This window comes from Bacteroides sp. M10, from assembly GCF_014334015.1.
In the GTDB taxonomy this organism is placed as follows: Bacteria; Bacteroidota; Bacteroidia; order Bacteroidales; family Bacteroidaceae; genus Bacteroides; species Bacteroides intestinigallinarum.
The window spans coordinates 5822433-5844329 of the sequence record NZ_CP060488.1 but is presented as its reverse complement, the minus strand read 5'-3'; the positions used below and the strand labels follow the sequence as shown (position 1 = coordinate 5844329).

The following is a 21897-nucleotide window of genomic DNA, read 5'->3' as shown; positions in this document are numbered from 1 at the left end:
AATGATTCCTACTGCACCACTGATGATGTTGCTTCCAAATATAGAAATGTATATTTGCTTATCGATTTTTTTGTGACATAATAACTTGGATAGAATAAATGATTCAAGTAACATAATGAGTATCATGAACAGCCATCCTTCAGGTAAGAAAGCAAATATTCCAAAACTGACATTTATTAGATGTGTTATCATAGTATGTATTAATTATAGTCACAGATACAAAGTTATATTATTAATTTGTAGTATGAAAATAATATAAATAAAATCTTTATGATAGTATATCATATCTTGTATTTTACAATCAAATATCATTTGAGTAAATGAATAAAGAGAAAAAATAATATTATATGTAATTTTTTTTATAGTTTTGTAATTCAAGACAATATGATTGTAAAACATGGAAAGCATATGAAAATGCAATTGGGAAAATATTTGTTTGTCATGCATCTGATAGGAATGTTCTTTTGTTTTTTTCTACTATTGTTTATTCCTTATGATAATCATCTACGATGGCATTTAGGCTATATAATTGTGTGGGTGACATATTTGTCCGCTATAATTTCATTTTTCTTGTTACCTATGGGAATGCGCTTTCGAAAGTGGGTGAAAAGGTATTTAGGAGTACATGTTTTTGGTTCTTTAATGATGGTTATTTTTTATATTGTTGGAAGATTGTGGGATACTTTTTTCGGATTAGCAGCATTGCCACTGCTTATGATAGGTTTTACTATGATTCCATGCCAGGAATATTGTAGAAGTGAGCATTATTCTATTAAAGAGATTAAAAGTGGTATTTTAGGTTTTCCTACAGTGGGACTGTATCAGAACAACGGACTTATTGAAGAATGTTTGCAGAGGTATGATTTTGTTCTTAGCGTGAAACGTATGGAAGAATATGATGATTTATCAGCAATTATAGGATATGATTGTGATAATGGGAGTGAAACTTTTCGAACTATTATTTTTCCGATAGATGAAAATAAATTTAAAGAGCATTTGGTTGATATAAAGAAGTTGGCAGAGAAATCAAATGCCGAAATTTGGAATTTATTGGATTAGTTGTAATCAATTAGATAAGATTCTTTTTATAAGTCTTAATGGATAATGCGAGATATAATATAATAATCGAAGATATGAAAAAGGTATGTTTATTAGTTTTTGTTTTGTTTACTTGGAGTATCGTTGTGAATGCACAGGAAAGTGATGGACGATACGTTGAAGTGACCGGTTCTTCTGAAATAGAAGTCGTTCCGGATGAGATTCATTTTCTGGTTCAGATTAAGGAGTATTGGGAAGAAGAGTACACCGGTAAATCAAAAAGAGAAGAAGATTTCCGGACGAAAGTGCCATTGGCAATGATAGAGAAAGATTTGCGTAAAAGTTTGCGCAAAATCGGAATAACGGATGATGCTATCCGCACACAGGAAATAGGAGATTATTGGCGTCAGAGAGGAAAAGAGTTTCTGATAGGTAAGCAATTGGATATCCGGCTTACGGATTTTGAGCAGATTAATTCTATTATTCGTTCGGTCAATACGTGGGGAATTGAGTCCATGCGCATCGGAGAACTCAAACATAAGGATTTGCCAATGTATCGGAAACAAGGTAAGATTGAAGCACTGAAGGCTGCCCGTGAGAAAGCATCTTATCTGGTGGAAGCGATGGGGCAGCAGTTGGGTGAAGTGATTCGTATCATCGAACCTGCCGATAATAACATAAGCCGTTATCTTCCTTTCGAGGCGCAGAGCAATGTAAGCATGGGTACGGCAGCTACCGAGCAGTACCGGGTTATCAAGCTACGGTATGAAATGACGGCTCGTTTTGCCATTAAATAAAAATAGTCTATCTTTGTCGCATGACAAGAAATAATAAATCGGATTTGGTTTAGTAAACAATCTGTGTTTCTGATACAGATTGTCCTTTCGTTTGCTCTCGGATGATTCCTTCCGGGAGTACTCTTTATGTCTTTATAATTTCAATTTTTAACTTGCGTACAAGGGTGCTAAAAGCATCGTGGTGCTTTGTGACGTGTGCGCTGTATACATTAAGATCATGAATAACGAAAATCAAACAATTCACAAATTCGACGTTAATTTAAACTGGTATGGCTGGAATGATAAACTAAGCCAACTAAAACAAGAATCACTCTACAGCACTCTTCCTCATGGACGTATATCCATAGTACACCGTACCTGCTACGAGGTCGTTTCCGAAAACGGATTGTTTCAGTGTGAACTCACGGGAAACATGATGTATGGGAAATCTGATACTGAATTACCCTGTACGGGTGATTGGGTGCTTTTTCAACCATTTGATGAGAATAAAGGGATTATTGTCGATATGCTACCTCGTGAGCGGACATTGTATCGCAAGAAAAGCGGTACAGTTGCCGATAGGCAGGCCATTGCTTCTTACGTCGATAAAGCATTTATTGTGCAGAGCCTTGACGATAATTTCAATGTCCGCAGAGTAGAACGTTTTATGGTTCAGGTATTAGAAGAAAACATCAAGCCTGTATTAGTACTTAATAAATCCGATTTAGATTTTGACAGGCAGAGTGTTGAAGAACAAATAAAGCATATCTCCAATCAGATACCCGTATTTTTTACGAGTATTCATCAACCCCAAACGATTCTCCGGCTGCGGGAATCCATATCAGAAGGAGAAACTGTTGTGTTTGTCGGTTCTTCGGGTGTCGGGAAAAGTTCTCTGGTAAATGCACTCTGTGAAAAATCTGTGTTGCTTACCTCCGATATAAGCCTGTCCACAGGAAAAGGCCGGCATACATCGACCCGTCGGGAAATGGTATTGATGAACGGTTCGGGTGTTTTAATTGATACTCCGGGTGTGCGTGAATTTGGCTTGGTTATCGACAATCCAGACTCACTGGCCGAAGTACTTGAAATCTCTGACTATGCAGAATCGTGCCGTTTCAAAGATTGCAAGCATATCAACGAACCGGGTTGTGCTGTTTTAGAAGCAGTCAATAGCGGTGTGTTAGATTATAAAGTTTATGCAAGCTATCTGAAACTTCGCCGGGAAGCGTGGCACTTTTCTGCTTCCGAACATGAGAAACGTAAAAAGGAGAAGTCCTTTACAAAACTTGTAGAAGAAGTAAAGAATCGTAAGGCAAATCGCTGATTTCTATTTAAACGATGCAGGTATTTTCAGATACCTGCATCGTTTAAATAGAAATCACCTTTGAGGAGAGGGTACATATTCTTGTCATGCTACTTGTCTGTTTCGTATAATCAGTCTTTTTTCATAGTAAATGAAAGTAAATCATCAATCATTTTGGTTTGGATTTCTGTCAGTTCGTTTTCCCAAACCAGAGAAAGTCTTTTTATGGCATTAATGGCACGTTCCTGCAGATCGGGTGAGAGATTTCCTGTGATTTTAATTTGCCCAAAAGCGGTGGCATAAGTCACCATGTCGCTCTGCGTCATATCCATTTCCTTTTTCGAAGCCAGTTTTTTGACCTTTTCCGGTTCGAGAGTTTCGACAGGCATATATTCCATGCCCCAATCGTGTTCTATCAAATACTTAGGATAGTCCGAAAAGTTGAGCTTGGGATTCTTTCTGATAGATTCTTCAAGAGAATCTAAGGTATCACTTCCTTCATCGCTGCCGAATGGTGCTTCTTCGTCTGCACAATCGTAATAGAACTCTTCCGTGAAGTGTTCCGTAAATCGGGGATGGGAAGTTTTGGGATGCAAGCCATATTCTTCAGAATCAATATAAATCCTGTTCATGAAGTTGAAACTGGTATCTTCTACATATCCTTTTTTCTCTTTTGAGTGAATCAGTTTTTCAGCTTGTTTCAGGCACTCTTCTTCCGTATCGAACTCCTTGATTTCAAATTTGCCGATACTGTCGAACTTACCGTAATTTACGGCAAAATCACAGCCACTATAATCAATGCACCAAAATTTGTGAGATTTCTCATCTTTATAAATAAATGCTCTTTTCATAATATTGTATTTATTGTTGGGAGAGATATTCATATCTTTACTATGCACAAAAGTATGAAAACGCTTGAGTTATCACCTATGTGTCTCTGTCTTTCTTCTATAATTTTCGTAAAATAGCCCTCAACTATTCATTTTTTACTGTTTTTTCTTCAAAAGAGCAAAAAAGTTTTAGCTGCGCAAAAAGGCTGCGCACCACTGCATCTATCTTTGTCGAAGAAACAAGAAAACAGGTCAAGTACGGGTTACTTCCATACATCCTGTTAAGATATTGACTCATACGATTATCAGTTTTCCTGTTTCGTAAAGGGGCAGTAGCTCAGTGGGTAGAGCATCATCTTTAATCTTGAGATTATCCTGATGAAAAAGGTCAATTAAGATTTACTCCTATCCCGTGACCGTCGTCGGTTCGACTCCGGCCTGCTCCACAAAAAATAAATATAGAGGTAGGACAGTAGCTTCGGGATTATCTGAAATGAGGTCAACCGGGGCTTACTTCTTAACGGTGGATAACGCTGGTTCGAATCCGGCCTGTTCTACCTCTTTTTATCAACTAAGGTCAAGGAAGACTTACTTCAAAACCGCAGGAATGCTCCATTGATTCACAGTCTTCCGATTACCTTACTTAAAAAAAACAAAGTTATGAATAAAGATTTGTTGAAAGTGTCTATCAGGCAGAATGCAATCTATTTGCCTTTGATAGAAGAAGAGAAAAAGCAGGAAGAGTTGACTTCGACTACCATTGCATTGGTAGCCCAACTCCGTAAAGTAGGATATAGCTTATCCGAAGAACTGCTGCATGCCGTTAATCAGTTATATCCGGCTCAACAGATGATGATTCTTCAGGTGATGAAAGAAGCATTGGGCGTGACGCTAAACTGGGCTCCATTGGTGAAAGGGTGGGATGTACCTACCGGAGAAACGCGTTTGGATCATCTGGTTACATGGATTGCTAACCTGTTTAATAGCCAGGAAGGCGTTAAACTACCTTGCGGACACGTGATCCCTGATAATACATTCCCTATGGAGCGGTACAATGGTTGTCCGTTCTGCGGAACTCCATTCCAAACGGCTACTACGGAATACTTCGGACAGGGAAGTAAACTGAAAGTGCTGGAACTTTGGCAGGACAAGGAGCTGAATGCTTTTTTCTGTGATTTGCTTGAATCGCGTACGGCTCTTGATGCCACACAAGCGGATAGCTTGAAAATAATGCTTGGCGAACTTCCGTTACCGGCAGTCGGAATCAAAATGAAGGAGACATTGATGTTGGTGATAGATACATTGGTGGAACAGGATAGAGCGCAGGAAGCGCAAATCTATTTCTCTACTCCGAATGATATATTGCGTTATCTGTGGTATAAGAAAACCGGATTCCTGCAAATCATAGAGCCTAAGACTATTATCCGTAAAACAGGTAGAAACAACACACATATATGTGGAGTTTTGGATAAAAGTCGTTCGGCAGCTCAAGCGAAGCGTGAGGAGTTGAAGTTGAAATATACGCGTCGTGAATGTAAAATGGTAGCTCTTTGGTTGAACAACCTGACAATGGCTCCGGAGAAGGTTTGCGAAATCATGCATCCGAAAAGAGAGATGTGGGTACGTATGATACGTGCGTTGCGTCTGGCGGAATATGCCCGTAAGCCGGAATTCGGAAATTTGAAGGAATTGATGGATATATTCTACCGCCAGGCATATACCGTTTGGCAGGGAGAAGTGGAGCGCAACCGTTTGAAGGCGGATGCGAAACAGACATTTGCTTTATTAAAGCAGCGACCGGGTATGTTTGCACGTTCTTTATTTGCGAATATGCTTTGGTTCGGAGCGGAAGAGACGTTGGCTGCATTTAAAGAAGTGGTTCATTTGTTGCCGGCACGTTTGGTCGTTACTTTGGGTATGTATGCAGAGAGCTACTTTGAACCGGGACGTAAGAGAATGGTGAAACCTTTAGGGGGGGATGCTCTTTTGATAGAACCTCATTATTTGGTGGGGCTGTATATGGAGGATCAGCTAAAAGCGATGGTGAAGGATGTACAGGATTTGTGTAAGGAAGTCGTAGCTGCCCGTTTCGCCAGTGCAGCTGTCGAAAGTGAAAACAAAAGTATGTATATTGACCCTATGTTGTTCCATATTCCGTTGGCTATCGGTGATCGTAGCGAAACAATTCAGGATACTTCCTGTGCTTTGCAGGGAACGCGTTTCTCGGTAGAGGGAGATAAAGTGCGATTGTTTATGCAGTGGGGAAAAGGGCTTCCGGCACAGCATCTTGACATGGACTTAAGTTGTCATATCACTTTGCCTTCCACAACAGAAGTTTGTTCCTTCTTCAACTTGCAAGCTATTGGCGCTAAACATAGCGGGGATATCCGAGGTATTCCTGATAAGAAAGGTACTGCCGAATATATCGAGCTGGATTTGAATGAACTGAACCGGGTAGGTGCGGAATATGTCGCTTTCACTTGCAATGCATATAGCAATGGGACTATCGCTCCTAATCTGGTGGTAGGTTGGATGAACTCTGTCTATCCAATGAAGATATCGGAAAGAACAGGAGTAGCTTACGATCCTTCTTGCGTACAACATCAGGTACGTATTTCCCAAAGTTTGCAGAAAGGACTTGTTTTCGGAGTTCTGAAAGTGAAAGAACGGGAAATCGTTTGGCTGGAAATTCCTTTTGGTGGACAGACGATTCTTGCTTTGGATACACAGACCATTGAAAAGTATCTGGATAAGCTGGAAGCGAAAACAACTGTCGGTGAACTGTTAGCCGTCAAAGCGCAGGCGCAGGGATTGAAGTTGGTTGATATTCCGGAAGCGGATGAGATATATACCCGTGAATGGGCATTGAATACTGCCGCTGTGACTAAATTACTGTTGGGTGATTAAATTCTTGGGAGGAATTGTCTTTTTCCTCCTAAGATTTAAAGGTCGCATCGCATAAAGTTATACCTTTGTATGCGATAGATTAATCGTCTGACTATAGTGTACTTTTCGTCTGACTATAGTTAGACGAAAATTAAACTACAGTCAGACGAAAAGTACACTATAGTCAGACGATTAATTTTATGTATAGTTAGGACTAAATCCTCGTATTGAAGAGATTAAATGTTAGTCAAAAGGAGTATAAATACATAAACCTAATAAAACGAAGATACTTATGAGTGCAAAGTATGATTTATATGAGACACCGGACGTTCAGAATACAGGAGAACAACAACCTCTTCATGCCCGCATTGTCCCAAGCGGAACCTACTCGAAAAAAGAGTTTCTGGAACGTGTGTCCCACTCTTCCCAAACATTTAATTATAATGTGATAGATGCAGTGGTGGGAATTGTGATCGATGAACTTGCCGAAGCTTTATCAGAAGGATATGTTGTAGAACTTGGCGAACTCGGGCATTTCAGCATCTCTTTGAAATGTACACATAAAGTAATGACTAAACGGGAGATTCGTGCCGAATCAATCTGTTTTGATAACGTGCATTTGCGTACTTTCAAAGAGTTCAAAAGGAAGATTAAGCGTGAGATAGAGTTGGAACGTGTGGACAAATCCAAACACTCTTCTCAAAAAGTGGAATTTTCTATGGAGCAACGCCAACAGCTTTTACAGGAATTTCTAAAGAAAAATGGTGGTATTACTCGATTGGAATATAGTAGCCTGACCGGACTTTCCCGACTGAAAGCAATAGATGATTTGAATACTTTCATTGAGAAAGGGATTCTTCGTAAACGTGGGGCTGGAAGAACCGTGTTTTATGTCTGGCAACAGGAAGAATGATAATCAACTAAAAAATCCTCGTGCTGTTTACTGACAGCTTTGTGTTTTTTGTCATTCACGGTAACACATATTAAGATGCATAACTTGCTGATTATTTTTCATACTGTTATATTTGTCCCGCTATTCTATTAATCAATAGAGGGAGAATGTATCAAAAGAAAAATATAAGGGTATATATAGCATGGATGTTATTCATGACATTCATTCCCTTCTTTGTAGTGAAAACCTTTCACTATCATGGAAGTGAGGATGAAAAGTCGTGTTCCCATGCAAAGCATTCTCACCAATCATCCGATGATTGTGCGATTTGCCAATACTCCCTTTCTTTCTTTACTGAACCTCAACCGATAGAATTTCATTGCACACTGACGCTCGTGCCCTACGAGCCGATTATTTACCAGGATAAGGTTGTTTGCAAACGGACTTATTCGCATCATTTACGCGGGCCTCCGGTCGCATGATTACATACTCATATTTTCAATGGAGATAGATTGGCTTTCAATCTATCCTCACATTCATTTTACACATTAAATAAAAGATTGTAATTGATGCGTATCGGAATTATTTCGGGCGTAATAGGGCTATTTGTAACCTTATCCGTCCATGCACAGAAATCCGATTCAATCAAGAGCATGCTTTTGCCTGATGTTGTGGTAACCGAAACGTACCAGCAACGTCAAGCGAAAAAGTCTGCCCTTACGGTTGATGTAGCCGATCAGGATTTTTTGCGCAAACATTTTACAGGAAACTTCATGCAGGCGATGGAGAATATTCCCGGAGTACAGGCAATGGATATTGGTTCGGGCTTCTCCAAACCGATGATTCGCGGAATGGGATTCAACCGGATTGCTGTATTGGAAAACGGAATCAAACAGGAAGGACAACAATGGGGAGCCGATCACGGACTAGAACTGGATGCTTTCAATATCGGAGCAGTCAATGTATTGAAAGGACCCTCCTCACTGCTCTATGGCAGTGATGCAATGGGAGGAGTGATTGATGTTGTTCCGTCGGCTGTTCCTGCTGATAATCGTGTGTTCGGAGATGTCACACTGCTGGGTAAATCAGTCAATGGAACCATTGGAGGATCACTGATGCTGGGAATCAGGAAGAATGCCTGGTACTCCCATATCCGTTATTCGGAACAACATTTCGGTGACTATCGTATTCCGACGGATTCTATTGTCTACCTGACACAAAGAATTCCCATATATGGGCGTAAACTCAAGAATACAGCAGGCATTGAACGCAATATCGGACTTTTTACCCAATATCAACGAAGAGCCTATAAAGCGAATTATGCTGTGAGTAATGTATATCAAAAGACGGGATTCTTCCCGGGGGCACATGGCATACCCGATGCGTCACGTGTGGAAGATGATGGAGACAGCCGTAATATTGAATTGCCATTCAGTAAAGTGAATCACCTGAAAGTGACTACCCACCAGCAATATGCATGGGAGAAACTGATCTTGTCAGGCGATTTAGGTTTCCAGAACAATCACCGTGAAGAGTGGAGTGCTTTCCATACTCACTATGGTTCGCAACCCGCACCGGAGAAAGACCCCGACAAGGAACTTGCTTTTAATCTGAACACTTTCAGTGCTTCGGTGAAAGCTCGTTTTATTGGTTCTTCTTCGTGGGAACATACATTGGGGTGGGATGGACAACATCAACGGAACGACATTTCCGGCTATTCGTTTTTACTGCCTGAATATCGCCGTTCCACTACCGGAATGCTTTGGCTTACGACATACAGACCCAACAATGTGTTTTCCGTCAGCGGAGGAGTGCGATATGACTACGGATATATGAATATCTCTTCGCATGAAGATACTTACCTTGCCGATTATCTTCGGAAACAGGGCTATGATCCGGAACAGATAGACTTCTACAAGTGGAACAGTCACTCTGTGAATAAGCACTACGGTGATTATTCTCTTTCTCTGGGATTGGTATGGACTCCCTCCGACAAGCATCTGGTAAAGGTGAATATCGGGCGTAGTTTCCGCCTGCCCGGTGCGAATGAGTTGGCTGCCAACGGTGTACATCACGGCACTTTCCGCCATGAACAGGGAGATGCAAATCTAAAGTCCGAACAAGGCTGGCAACTGGATGCTTCTTATCATCTGAAGTACCGGAGAATTTCTTTCTCCGTCTCTCCATTTGTCAGTTGGTTCAGCAATTACATCTTTCTGCGTCCTACCGGAGAGTGGTCTGTATTGCCTCATGCCGGACAAATCTATCGTTATACCGGAGCAGAAGCGCTATTTGCAGGAACTGAAGCTACCGTAGATGTTGATTTTCTGCGCAACTTCAATTATCGGATTTCCGCTGAATACGTTTACACCTATAATTGTGATGAACATATTCCATTGAGTTTCTCGCCACCTCCTGTTATGCGCAATACATTAACCTGGCAAAAGAATCGGTATATGGTATATGCAGAATGGCAGAGCATTGCCCGGCAAAATAGAGTGGACCGTAACGAAGACCGTACAGCTGGAGCAAATCTCTTTCATCTGGGTGGTTCATTGAATATTCCGATAGGTGGAAACAATGAGATTGAAATAACCCTGACCGCCCGGAATATATTCGATACCCGATATTACAATCATCTTAGTTTTTACAGGAAAGTTGAAATCCCCGAACCGGGACGTAACTTCCAGATATTAATCAAAGTTCCATTTAAAAAATTACTGAAATGAAAAATAAATTTTATCTCCCAATGATTAGCCTTTTGGCAACAGTTACTTTCATGTTTTCCTCTTGTGATAATGATGACTCCAGCGATACGACCAAACCTCTGATTGAACTTCACGAACCGGAAGAAGGTCAGGCTTTGGAGATAGGAAACGAACATGGGGTTCATTTTGAAATGGATTTGTCGGATGATGTCATGCTGAAATCCTATAAGATTGAAATTCATAGTAATTTCGACCACCATTCACACGGAGGTAATAGCAGGGCTGCACAGGAAACAGTAGATTTTAGTTTCAACAGATCCTACGATGTGTCCGGACAGAAAACCGCCCATATTCATCATCATGATATTGTAATACCGGCCAATGCTACTGCAGGAGATTATCATTTGATGGTTTATTGCACGGATGCCGCAGGTAACGAATCTTATATCGCACGCAATATCAAATTGAGTAATGAGGTGGAAGATGAAGACCATCACCATGATGAATAAGACAACTTGCTGAACGCGGAGAAATCCCCTTTATTTTAGCCCGACTTGTAAGTCGGAAAGGTTGAAATAAAGGGGAATTCTTTATATGGAAACCGTCGTATATCAAAAAGTCTTCCGCACTTCTCTTGGAGACATCCCGAAATGGGCTCTCACATACTTTCCGAAGAAAGAAATATTGGGGAAATTCAGTTCGTCAGAAATCTCTTTGATCGATTTCTCGGAGTGTTTCAACATATACCTGATATTTTCCGTCGTGTAGTCATGTATCCATTTCAAAGCTGTTTTCTGACTGGCAACTTTACAGGCATAAGATAAATATTTAGGAGTGACACAAAGCTCTTTGGCATAGTATGCTACCGAACGTTCTTTTCCTTTAGTCTGCTCCAGTAATTTCATAAAGTTCTTGAACAGAATATCTCCCTGTCTCATCAAATTGTCTTCGTCAGATGATATGAGCTTATCCAAATCCACCAGCAATTCGTAAAGGGCAGCTTGCAGGAGAGAACGCATAATCTCTTTATGATAGATGTGTGGCGGTTGGTTGACTTTCAGTTTAATCAATTCATAGTAATGTTCAAAACTGCTTTGTTTTTCTTCATTCAGATGTATTATGGGGTTTTTGCTGATATATAAGGCTTTGTTCCAGATATTCCTGCTGTTGAAAAAGAAATGTTGGAGAATGCGTTCGGAGAATCCCACTATTTTTCCTTCAAAATCCGGACTAAGCATGTAATTGTTGCATAAAATATTGGGACGGCAAAACAAAAGATCGTTCGAATGAACCACATACGTATTACTGTTGACATCCAGTTGCAACTTACCTTTGATACACATGATAATAATCAGCATATTCAGTTGTATGGTAGAATTATCATTGTAGGGCAGTTCCCTGATATCATCTGCAATAGCAATGTCTCCGTCCATATAATTCAGTAGACCAACCAAGGCTTCCTCATTTTTGATATTATCCATATTTATCTCATGGATAATATTGCTCTCTTTCATTTCCATTGTTCCATTCTTACTTATTATTTCTGCAAATATGGTCATTATTTCCAAAGATGATGCGTCCGATTTGGCGGAGATAGTGTTCTATTTTTCTTATTAGGCATATCTTCTTGAAAAATGGAACACTTGCTGGCTTTTAAAGAACACTGCAACTGTTCGAAAAATCTACATCTTCGCAGGCGAAAAAAGAAAATGATGTAATCAGTAAAATGAAAACTAAAATGAAACAGAGCTATTATTGGGTAACATTAGTGTTCGGCATGCTATTGATGGGATGCAAACAAACAGGAGAGACGACAGAGATGGAACCTGTGAAGGTAAAAGTAGTGACGATGGAAAAAATCCCGTTGAATGGCACGCAGGGATTTTCGGGAACTATCGAAGAAATGACAGGTTCTACTTTGAGTTTCCCGGTGGGAGGAACGATAGGGCAGATAGCGGTAACAGTTGGTCAGCGGGTCGCGAAAGGAGCAATCATTGCTACGGTAGACGAGTCTACTTTGCAGAACACTTATAATGCATCTGCCGCGTTGCTTGCTCAAGCCGAAGATGCTTATCAGCGGTTGAAACAGTTGCACGACAATGGCAGTCTGCCTGAAATACAGTGGGTGGAGGCACAGAGTAAATTGAAACAGGCGGCTGCTTCCGAACAGGTTGCCAGAAAGAGCCTGGACGATTGCCGGTTGTGTGCACCGTTTAGCGGTATTATTTCAGAAAAGAGTGTGGAAACCGGACAGAATGTGATGCCGGGAATGCCGGTTGTAAAACTGGTCACTATTCATCAGGTTAAAGTCAAAGTGGCTGTACCCGAGAATGAAATAGCACAAGTCAGAATTGGACAGACTGCCCGGATTATGGTTCCTGCGTTGGATAATCGGGTGTTTGAAGGCAGTATCATTGAGAAAGGAGTAGCGGCAAATGCTTTGTCCCGTTCGTATGAAGTAAAAGTTTTGGTAGATAATCCGGAACAGGTATTGATGCCGGGTATGATTTGTCAGATGTATATGAATAAATCGGAGGGAGAAGCGAAGGTATTTGTGCTGCCGGTTCAGGTTGTTCAGCTGGATGAAAATAACCGTTCGTTTGTGTGGGTGAATACACGCGGGAGAGCAGAAAAAAGAATGGTGCAGACAGGAGAACTGACCGATCGGGGAGTAGTGATTAAAAACGGACTGGTTTCCGGAGATGAAGTGATTGTTGAAGGACAGCAGAAAGTAAGTGTGCAGACACGGATTACAACGGAAAAATGAAAAAGGAAATGAAGACAAAGAAGCGTAGCGTCGTTGAGTGGGCGATGCATTACCGGCAGGTTATTATATTGATTACCTGCTGTTTGTGGCATTTGGAGTCTACGGACTGTCCGAGATGAAAAAGAATGAGTTTCCCGATTTTACGATCCGGCAGGGAGTTGTTGCCGCTGTGTATCCGGGAGCTACTGCTGCGGAAATGGAAGAGCAGGTGGCCAAGCCTTTGGAAAACTACATATTCAGTTATAAAGAGGTGAAGAAAGCAAAAACTCATTCTACCTGTAAGGATGGCATGGTGATTATTCAGGTACAGTTGAATGATGACTTGAATAATAAAGATGAGTTTTGGAGCAAGTTTAAACATGGAGTCGGGCAGTTTAAGAGTGAATTGCCGCAAGGAGTGTTGGCTGTTCAGGTGATGGATGATTTTGGCGATACGTCGGCTTTACTGGTTACGATGGAGAGCGGGGATAAAACCTATCGCGAACTGAACACCTATATGGACGGGCTGAAAGACAGATTGAGAAGGATAGAAAGTGTAGGACGGCTGAACACGTACGGTATGCAGCAAGAACAGATTTCGATCTATCTCGATAGTGACCGCCTGTCTCATTACGGAATTAACGACCAAACCCTTGCAATAACCCTGTTTACAAAAGGGTTTACGACCACTGCCGGACGGATAAAAACTGACGACTACATCTCTCCCGTTTATATTGCTAAATCTCTGAATACACTGCGGGATGTGCAGGAGATGATTGTTTATTCCGATCCGATGGGAAATACGGTTCGCCTGAAAGATATAGCAAGAGTTGTAAAAGAATACCCTGTACCGGAATCGGTAATTACGAACAATGGTAAAAAATGCCTGCTTCTTAGTGTGGAAATGAAGAAGGATAAGAATATTGTCCGTATGGGCAATGAGGTGAAAGAAGTGCTGGTGGAATATGAGAAAACCTTACCGTCGGACGTGCAACTGTTTAAGATTACCGACCAGAGTAAGGTAGTGAACGACAGTGTAATCACTTTCCTGAAAGAACTGTTGATTGCCGTTATTGCTGTGATTATTGTAGTAATGCTGTTGATGCCCTTCAGAGTGGCGATGGTAGCGGCATCCACCATCCCCGTCACTATATTTATTTCTCTGGGCTTATTCTACGCTTTTGGTATTGAATTGAATACGGTAACATTGGCAGCACTGATCGTTACATTGGGAATGATTGTGGATAACTCTATTGTGATAATCGATAGCTATCTGGAAAAAATATCGGAAGGAATGTCCCGTTGGCATGCCTCTATTGAGAGTGCCACTCATTTCTTCAAATCTATATTTTCGGCAACTTTGGCTATCAGTATTACTTTCTTCCCGTTCCTGTTTACAATGACGGGCATGACACATGACTTCCTGATGAGCTTTCCGTGGGCTACTACCTTGATACTGATGATTTCATTGCTGGTTGCCGAACTGTTGGTTCCTTTTCTGCAGTTTTACTTTATCCGGAAGCCTGTTAAAAGTGAGTTCCCAGAGGGCGGAAAGAAGAAATTTTCTTTTTTGGACAGCTTGCAGACTGGATACAACTGGCTCTTGGATAAATGTTTCGCTTATCCACGGATAACGATTGGTTTAGGGGTACTTTCTGTTGTTGTAGGCATCGTGCTGGTGGGAAGTTTGCCGCAAAAGCTGATGCCTACCGCAGAACGGGATTAGTTTGCCGTAGAGATTTATATGCCAACCGGCACGGCAGTAGAGAAAACGACACAGGTAGCAGATAGCCTGGAGCATATTCTCCGTCAGGATTCCCGGGTGTTATCGGTAGCTTCTTTTAAAGGAACTTCTTCACCCCGTTTCCAAAACTCGTATGCACCACAAATGGGAGGAAGCAACTTTGCCCAATTTATCGTGAATACGACCGGAGTAGATGCCACACTGGAACTTCTGGATGAATATACTCCCCGATATTCGGGTTATTTCCCGGAAGCCGTAGTGCGTTTCAAACAATTAGGATATAGTGAGGCGGTCAATCCTGTGGAAGTGCGTATCAGTGGCGACAGCCTTTCCGTATTGAAGGATGAGGCCGACAGAATTGTGGAGATCCTGCGTACAATGCCGGAACTGGAACTGGTGCGGACTAACTTCAATGAACCGTTGGCAGCTACCCGGATTGAACTGGATGAAGATGAATCCATCCGGCTGGGAATAACGAACGCTTCATTGGAAACGGCACTTGCTATGCGCTACGGAAGTGGTTTCCCCGTTGCCACTGCCTGGGAAGGCGATTATGATATCAATATTGTGCTGAAAAGCACCAAGGCAGACTCTGCCCGCTATCAGGACCTCGGAGACGAGCGGATTGCCGCATCCGGCGGACTGGCAACTGTACCTTTACGCCAGATTGCAAAGATTGTTCCTGTATGGAACGATGGACAGATTGTACGCCGCAACGGAATCAGGACCATTACTGTAATGGCGGAAGTAGGCCGTGAAATAAACGTGATGAATGCAACCGCCAAAGTGCAGGAGAAGTTGTCCGGTTTGTCTTTGCCGGAGGGAGTGACATTGACTTATGGCGGTGAGCTGGAAGAAAATGAAGAGCAGATGCCTAATATCATGGCAGGACTCTGTATTGCTGTTGTGATTATCTTCTTCATTCTTCTTTGGCACTTTAAACGTATCAGTACGGCAGTTATGATGTTGATGTGCCTGACGCTTTGCCTATTCGGTACGGCTGTCGGTATTCTGATACAGGGTGTCGACTTTGGTGTGACTTGCGTCTTGGGAATTGTCAGCCTGATGGGAATCCTGGTACGTAACGGCATCATTATGATCGACTATGCCGAAGAGCTTCGGAATAATGAAAGAATGACAGCGCATCAGGCTATTTATCATTCGGCACAACGGCGTATGCGCCCTATCTTCCTGACATCGGCAGCTGCTTCTATGGGAGTCATTCCGATGATATTGGGAGGCAGTGGACTGTGGATGCCGATGGGAACCGTTATTTTCTATGGCACACTGATTACAATGGTGTTTATTCTGACTGTGATGCCGGTATGTTACTGGTTGATGATGAGCGGAACAACGCGGAAACGCAGTCGGTCTGCCAAACTGGAATTGGAATAATTAAATGAAGAACAAAAGACAATGAGACAGGATAAATATAAAAAAGTAGTGATTTTCGCTTTGTGCGGATTCATGATGTTTCCTTTGTGTGCGCAAAAGACTTATACGCTTGAGCAATGCCGCTCTATGGCATTGGCACACAATATAAAAATGAAGAAAGCTCACACAGACTTGAAGGCTGCGGAGCAGACAAAGAAAGAAGCATTTACCGGTTATTTCCCTACGGTGGGAGCTACGGGAGCCGGATTTAATGCAAATAAAGGTTTGCTTGAAATGGAATTGGCTCCAGGGATGGGAATGTCTATGTTGAAGAATGGAATTGTGGGCAGCATTACGGCTACGCAACCTTTGTTTACGGGCGGACAGATTGTGAATAGCAACAAACTGGCGAAAGTGAGCGTGGAAGTGAGTAAATGGCAGTTGCGTCAGTCGGAAAATGAAGTGAGTTATACCACGGAACAATATTACTGGCAGATAGTCACTTTGCAGGAGAAGTTGACCACGCTCACTACGGTGCAGAAAATGCTGGACCGCCTGTATCAGGATGTAGAAGTGGCGGTCAAAGCCGGAATGACCACAAGAAACGAACTGCTTCAGGTGGAACTGAAAAGGAATGAAGTAGCCAGCAACCGGATAAAGTTAGAGAATGCGTTGTCTCTTAGCAAAATGGTATTGGCACAATATATCGGTGAAACAGGAGACGGCTTTGAAATAGAGACGGATATTCCGGTGGAAGACATTCCGGTTTTTCCCGAACAACTTCGCAGGGACCATCATGCTTCATTAGTGCTGACTCCTGAATATCATCTGTTAGAGAAAAATGTGGAAGCTAACCGGCTGCAGAAAAATCTGGCAATTGGAAAGAATCTGCCTACGATTGCCATTGGCGCAGGATATATGTATGATGACCTGATGGATAAATCTCATCCTTTTGGTATTGCTTTTGCCACCGTTTCTATTCCCATATCTAACTGGTGGGGTGGTTCTCATGCCATTAAAAAGCAGAAGTTACAATTAAAGTATGCGGAATATGAACGGGATGATACGGGAGAATTGTTGATGATTAAGATGCAGAAAGCATGGAATGATGTCGATGATGCTTACAAACAAATTCTGATTGCCCGGAAGTCCATTGAACAGGCAACGGAGAATCTGAAATTGAATGAAGATTATTACAAGGCAGGCACCACAAGTATGAGTGATTTATTGGATGCACAGTCTATGTTTCAACAAAGTAGGGATACTTATGTAGATGCCTATTCTCAATATCAGATAAAGAAACTGGAATATCTGCTGGCTACGGGACGATAGATATACTGTTTTTTTACATAATGAGTATTTTTTCTTTCGAAAGGTGTAATAGATATTACACCTTTTTTGTTTTCAATCCTTTACTTTTGTGAAAAATACTTTTTCGTATGATGAAGTTTCCAATAATAAATCGACTCTTTCCTTCTTATAAATGGAAGGTAGCGGCTGTCATCATTGGCGGTGTTATTGTGGGTGGAGGAGCACTGTTTATGTATATGCTCCGGGCGCATACCTATCTTGGAGATGACCCGGCTGCATGCGTGAATTGTCACATCATGACTCCTTACTATGCAACTTGGTTCCATAGTTCACATGCCCGGAATGCCACCTGCAATGATTGTCATGTGCCGCATGAAAATGCTGTGAAGAAATGGACCTTTAAAGGTATGGACGGTATGAAACACGTGGCTGCATTTCTTACCAAAAGCGAGCCGCAGGTCATTCAGGCTCATGAAGCCAGTTCCGAAGTGATTATGAATAATTGTATCCGCTGTCATACACAACTCAATACGGAATTTGTGAAGACGGGGAAGATCGATTATATGATGTCACAGGTAGGAGAGGGGAAGGCTTGCTGGGATTGCCATCGTGATGTTCCTCATGGTGGAAAGAATTCCCTGTCCGGTACTCCGGGAGCGATTGTTCCTCTTCCGGAATCGCCTGTTCCCGAATGGCTCCGGAAGATGGTGAATCAGAAAGATAAATAAGAAATGAAATACGTAATAAAATAATAAAACCGATATACAATGGAAAAGAAATTAAAATCATGGCAAGGATGGCTGTTGTTCGGAGGTTCAATGGTCGTTGTATTTGTTTTGGGATTATGCGTTTCTGCGTTGATGGAACGGAGGGCGGAAGTTGCCAGCATTTTTAATAACCGTAAAAACGTTATCAAGGGGATTGAAGCACGAAATGAACTGTTTAAGGATGACTTTCCCCGTGAATACCAGACTTGGACGGAGACTGCAAAGACTGACTTTGAGAGTGAATTTAATGGAAATATTGCTGTAGATGCTTTGGAAAAACGTCCTGAAATGGTGATTCTATGGGCGGGATATGCTTTCTCAAAAGATTATTCCACTCCACGGGGACACATGCATGCCATTGAGGATATTACGGCATCTTTGCGTACCGGTTCGCCCATGAGCCCGACTGAAGGTCCTCAACCGTCTACCTGTTGGACTTGTAAGAGTCCGGATGTTCCCCGTATGATGGAGGCATTGGGTGTCGATTCTTTCTATAACAATAAATGGGGGGCTATGGGCGCTGAAATTGTGAATCCTATCGGATGCTCCGATTGCCATGATCCCGAAACAATGAATCTTCATATCAGTCGTCCCGCTTTGATAGAGGCTTTCCAACGTCAAGGCAAAGACATCACTAAAGCTACTCCGCAGGAGATGCGTTCATTGGTATGTGCACAATGTCATGTGGAATATTTTTTCAAAGGGGATGGTAAATACCTGACTTTCCCCTGGGACAAAGGTTTTACGGTAGAAGATATGGAGGCTTATTATGATGAGGCCAGTTTCTATGATTATATTCATAAATTGAGCCGTACTCCGATTCTGAAAGCGCAGCATCCTGACTATGAGATTTGTCAGATGGGTATCCACGGACAGAGAGGTGTCTCTTGTGCCGATTGCCACATGCCGTATAAGAGTGAAGGTGGTGTGAAATTCAGCGATCACCATATCCAAAGCCCGTTGGCTATGATTGACCGCACCTGTCAGGTTTGTCACCGCGAAAGTGAAGAGACTTTACGTAATAATGTGTACGAACGCCAACGTAAAGCGAATGAAATCCGTAACCGTCTGGAACAGGAATTGGCAAAAGCACATATCGAAGCTAAATTTGCCTGGGACAAGGGTGCTACAGAAACACAGATGAAAGATGTGCTCGCACTGATTCGTCAGGCACAATGGCGTTGGGACTTCGGAGTAGCTTCACACGGAGGTTCATTCCATGCACCGCAGGAAATTCAGAGAATTCTTTCTCATGGATTGGATCGTGCCATGCAAGCCCGTCTGGCTGTATCTAAAGTATTGGCGAAGAATGGATATACGGGAGATGTTCCGATGCCGGACATTTCAACAAAGGCAAAAGCACAGGAATATATCGGCTTGGATATGGATGCTGAAAGAGCGGCTAAGGAGAAATTCCTGAAAACAACTGTTCCGGCATGGTTGGAGAAAGCGAAAGAAAACGGCCGTCTGGCACAGAAATAAGAGAATTTATATATGTGGAGCAAACCATGGAGTTATAAAGAAGGGCTGGTGATTGGCGCAGGATTACTGGTGATAGGGCTATTGCTGCAAATGACAGTGGGAGCCATACATTGGGACCTGTTTGCCTGTCCGGTCAATGTGATTGTGTTAGTGGTTTATATCATTGCTTTGGTAGCCATGCACCTTCTTCGCAAACGTGTCTATTTATTCGGATGGTTGAGTCATTATTCTGCTGCTGTCTCGTCTCTATTGTGGGTGGTCGGCATGACGGTAGTGATGGGACTGATCCGGCAGGCTCCTTCCGGTCATGCTCCGGCTGATCTGATGGGATTTTCGCAGATGATTTCTTCCTGGCCTTTTGTCCTGCTCTACTTTTGGATGGTCACCGCCTTGGGGCTGACAATCCTTCGCACCGGTTTCTCTTTGAAGATCAGCAGGATTTCTTTCCTTCTGAATCATATCGGATTGTTTATTGCACTGATAACAGCCACTTTGGGAAATGCCGATATGCAAAGGTTGAAAATGACAACCCGGATGGGAAGTGCCGAATGGCGGGCTACGGATGATAAAGGTCAACTGATTGAACTTCCGCTGGCTATCGAACTGAAGGATTTCACTATCGACGAATATCCTCCGAAACTGATGTTGATTGATAATGAAACCGGCCGTACGCTTCCCGAAAAATCTCCTGTACATGTATTGTTGGAAGAGGGAGTGACAAATGGCAGCTTGCAGGACTGGCAGCTAACTATTGAGCAATCTATTCCGATGGCTGCTTCTGTGGCTACCGAAGATACTTTGAAGTTTACTGAATTTCATTCGATGGGAGCGACTTATGCTGTCTATCTGAAAGCAGTCAATCAGAAGAATCAAACAACCAAAGAGGGATGGGTAAGTTGCGGTAGTTTTCTTTTTCCCTATAAGGCAATCCGGCTGGATTCTTTAACCAGTATTGTAATGCCGGAACGGGAACCGCAGCGATTTGCATCGGAAGTGAAGATTTACACACAAGAAGGAACGATCACGGAAGGAACCATTGAAGTGAACCGTCCGATGGAGATAGAAGGTTGGAAAATTTATCAACTTAGTTACGATGAAACAAAGGGACGATGGAGCGATATCAGTGTCTTCGAGTTGGTTCGCGATCCGTGGTTGCCGGTTGTTTACACAGGAATAATAATGATGATGGCAGGAGCCATCTGTCTGTTTGTCAGCGCACAAAAGAGGAAAGAGGAGGACAAAGCATGAGTTGGGAATACTTTATACTATTTGCAATAGCCGCACTGGTTTGTTGGGCTTTGGGAGCTTTTGCTGCCTGGAAAGGTACAAAACCGGGATGGGCTTATGGATTTACTTTCTTAGGTCTGGCTATTTTCTTCAGTTTCATTATCGGAATGTGGATTTCATTAGAACGTCCTCCGATGCGGACAATGGGAGAGACACGGCTGTGGTATTCTTTCTTCCTTCCGTTGGCGGGATTGATAACCTATGCACGCTGGAAGTATAAATGGATTTTAAGTTTCAGTTGCATCCTTTCATTGGTCTTTATTTGTATCAATATCTTCAAACCGGAGATTCATAATAAGACGTTGATGCCTGCTTTGCAAAGTCCGTGGTTTGCCCCTCATGTCATTGTGTATATGTTTGCTTATGCTATGTTGGGAGCGGCGACGGTGATGGCCGTCTATCTGCTTTGGTTCAAAAAGAAGGAGATTGAACGGAAAGAAATGGATTTGTGTGACAACCTCACCTATGTAGGTCTGGCATTTATGACATTAGGTATGCTTACCGGAGCTATCTGGGCAAAAGAAGCCTGGGGGCATTACTGGGCTTGGGACCCGAAAGAGACTTGGGCGGCAGCTACCTGGTTCGCTTATTTGGTGTATATCCATTTCAGATTAGGCAAGCCATTGAAGGCACGTCCTGCATTGATTATTCTGTTAGTATCATTTGTTCTGTTGCAAATGTGCTGGTATGGAATCAATTACCTTCCGGCTGCACAGGGAGTCAGTGTGCATACTTATAATTTAAATTGAA

At 42.3% G+C, this 21897-nt stretch carries 16 protein-coding genes and 1 pseudogene; 15 read left to right on the top strand and 2 right to left on the bottom strand.

All coding sequences use genetic code 11. From position 1 onward, the window contains the following. The first annotated feature begins 408 nt into the window (after positions 1-408). The 3 genes from H8796_RS21745 to rsgA all read left to right on the top strand — a co-directional run bounded on the left by H8796_RS21745 (position 409) and on the right by rsgA (position 3141). On the top strand, positions 409-1059 hold the full coding sequence (locus H8796_RS21745; protein ID WP_147340115.1) for a hypothetical protein: 651 nt from the start codon (positions 409-411) through the stop codon (positions 1057-1059). Positions 1060-1133: 74 nt separating this feature from the next. Further along, entirely contained in the window at positions 1134-1835 is a 702-nt protein-coding gene (locus tag H8796_RS21740) for an SIMPL domain-containing protein (protein WP_117935043.1), read from the top strand. Positions 1836-2052: 217 nt separating this feature from the next. Beyond that, a complete protein-coding gene (rsgA, locus tag H8796_RS21735) occupies positions 2053-3141 on the top strand; it encodes a ribosome small subunit-dependent GTPase A (RefSeq protein ID WP_117935007.1) in 1089 nt (362 codons plus the stop codon). Positions 3142-3251: 110 nt separating this feature from the next. Here rsgA and H8796_RS21730 read toward each other — a convergent pair whose 3' ends face one another. Next, a complete protein-coding gene (locus tag H8796_RS21730; RefSeq protein WP_117935005.1) occupies positions 3252-3971 on the bottom strand; it encodes a WGR domain-containing protein in 720 nt (239 codons plus the stop codon). 639 nt (positions 3972-4610) lie between these two features. Here H8796_RS21730 and H8796_RS21725 point away from each other — a divergent pair. The 5 genes from H8796_RS21725 to H8796_RS21710 all read left to right on the top strand — a co-directional run bounded on the left by H8796_RS21725 (position 4611) and on the right by H8796_RS21710 (position 10945). After that, complete coding sequence (locus H8796_RS21725) at positions 4611-6857, top strand: hypothetical protein (RefSeq protein WP_117935003.1); 2247 nt, start codon at positions 4611-4613, stop codon at positions 6855-6857. 271 nt (positions 6858-7128) lie between these two features. Then, complete coding sequence (locus H8796_RS21720; protein WP_117935001.1) at positions 7129-7749, top strand: DNA-binding protein; 621 nt, start codon at positions 7129-7131, stop codon at positions 7747-7749. 146 nt (positions 7750-7895) lie between these two features. Then, entirely contained in the window at positions 7896-8210 is a 315-nt protein-coding gene (locus H8796_RS25680; RefSeq protein ID WP_004297096.1) for a hypothetical protein, read from the top strand. 87 nt (positions 8211-8297) lie between these two features. After that, on the top strand, positions 8298-10457 hold the full coding sequence (locus tag H8796_RS21715) for a TonB-dependent receptor (protein WP_117934999.1): 2160 nt from the start codon (positions 8298-8300) through the stop codon (positions 10455-10457). Further along, positions 10454-10945, top strand: a complete 492-nt coding sequence (locus H8796_RS21710; RefSeq protein WP_004309723.1) for a DUF4625 domain-containing protein — start codon at positions 10454-10456, stop codon at positions 10943-10945. Before H8796_RS21715 ends, H8796_RS21710 begins: the two co-directional genes overlap by 4 nt. Positions 10946-11047: 102 nt before the next feature. On the opposite strand, the gene H8796_RS21705 is transcribed toward H8796_RS21710, so the two are convergent. Then, on the bottom strand, positions 11048-11995 hold the full coding sequence (locus H8796_RS21705; protein ID WP_117934997.1) for an AraC family transcriptional regulator: 948 nt from the start codon (positions 11993-11995) through the stop codon (positions 11048-11050). Positions 11996-12174: 179 nt separating this feature from the next. Between H8796_RS21705 and H8796_RS21700 the strand changes: the two genes are divergently transcribed. From H8796_RS21700 to H8796_RS21670, 7 genes and pseudogenes are all read left to right on the top strand, one after another. Continuing rightward, positions 12175-13203, top strand: coding sequence for an efflux RND transporter periplasmic adaptor subunit (locus H8796_RS21700; RefSeq protein WP_117935041.1), 1029 nt, complete (start codon positions 12175-12177; stop codon positions 13201-13203). Positions 13204-13211: 8 nt separating this feature from the next. Continuing rightward, positions 13212-16321 (top strand): annotated as a pseudogene (locus H8796_RS21695) (efflux RND transporter permease subunit). A gap of 21 nt (positions 16322-16342) precedes the next feature. After that, positions 16343-17632: a TolC family protein gene (locus H8796_RS21690; protein ID WP_117934995.1), complete on the top strand. Its 1290-nt coding sequence runs from the start codon at positions 16343-16345 to the stop codon at positions 17630-17632. 107 nt (positions 17633-17739) lie between these two features. After that, positions 17740-18339, top strand: coding sequence for a cytochrome c nitrite reductase small subunit (nrfH, locus tag H8796_RS21685; RefSeq protein ID WP_004297093.1), 600 nt, complete (start codon positions 17740-17742; stop codon positions 18337-18339). Positions 18340-18378: 39 nt separating this feature from the next. After that, complete coding sequence (gene nrfA / locus H8796_RS21680) at positions 18379-19860, top strand: ammonia-forming cytochrome c nitrite reductase (protein WP_117934993.1); 1482 nt, start codon at positions 18379-18381, stop codon at positions 19858-19860. A 12-nt stretch (positions 19861-19872) separates the two neighbouring features. Further along, positions 19873-21108, top strand: coding sequence for a cytochrome c biogenesis protein ResB (locus H8796_RS21675; protein ID WP_117934991.1), 1236 nt, complete (start codon positions 19873-19875; stop codon positions 21106-21108). After that, positions 21105-21896 carry a cytochrome c biogenesis protein gene (locus tag H8796_RS21670; RefSeq protein WP_074557958.1) on the top strand — a complete coding sequence of 264 codons (792 nt, stop codon included), beginning with the start codon at positions 21105-21107 and terminating at the stop codon, positions 21894-21896. Before H8796_RS21675 ends, H8796_RS21670 begins: the two co-directional genes overlap by 4 nt. The last annotated feature ends 1 nt before the right edge of the window (position 21897 follow it).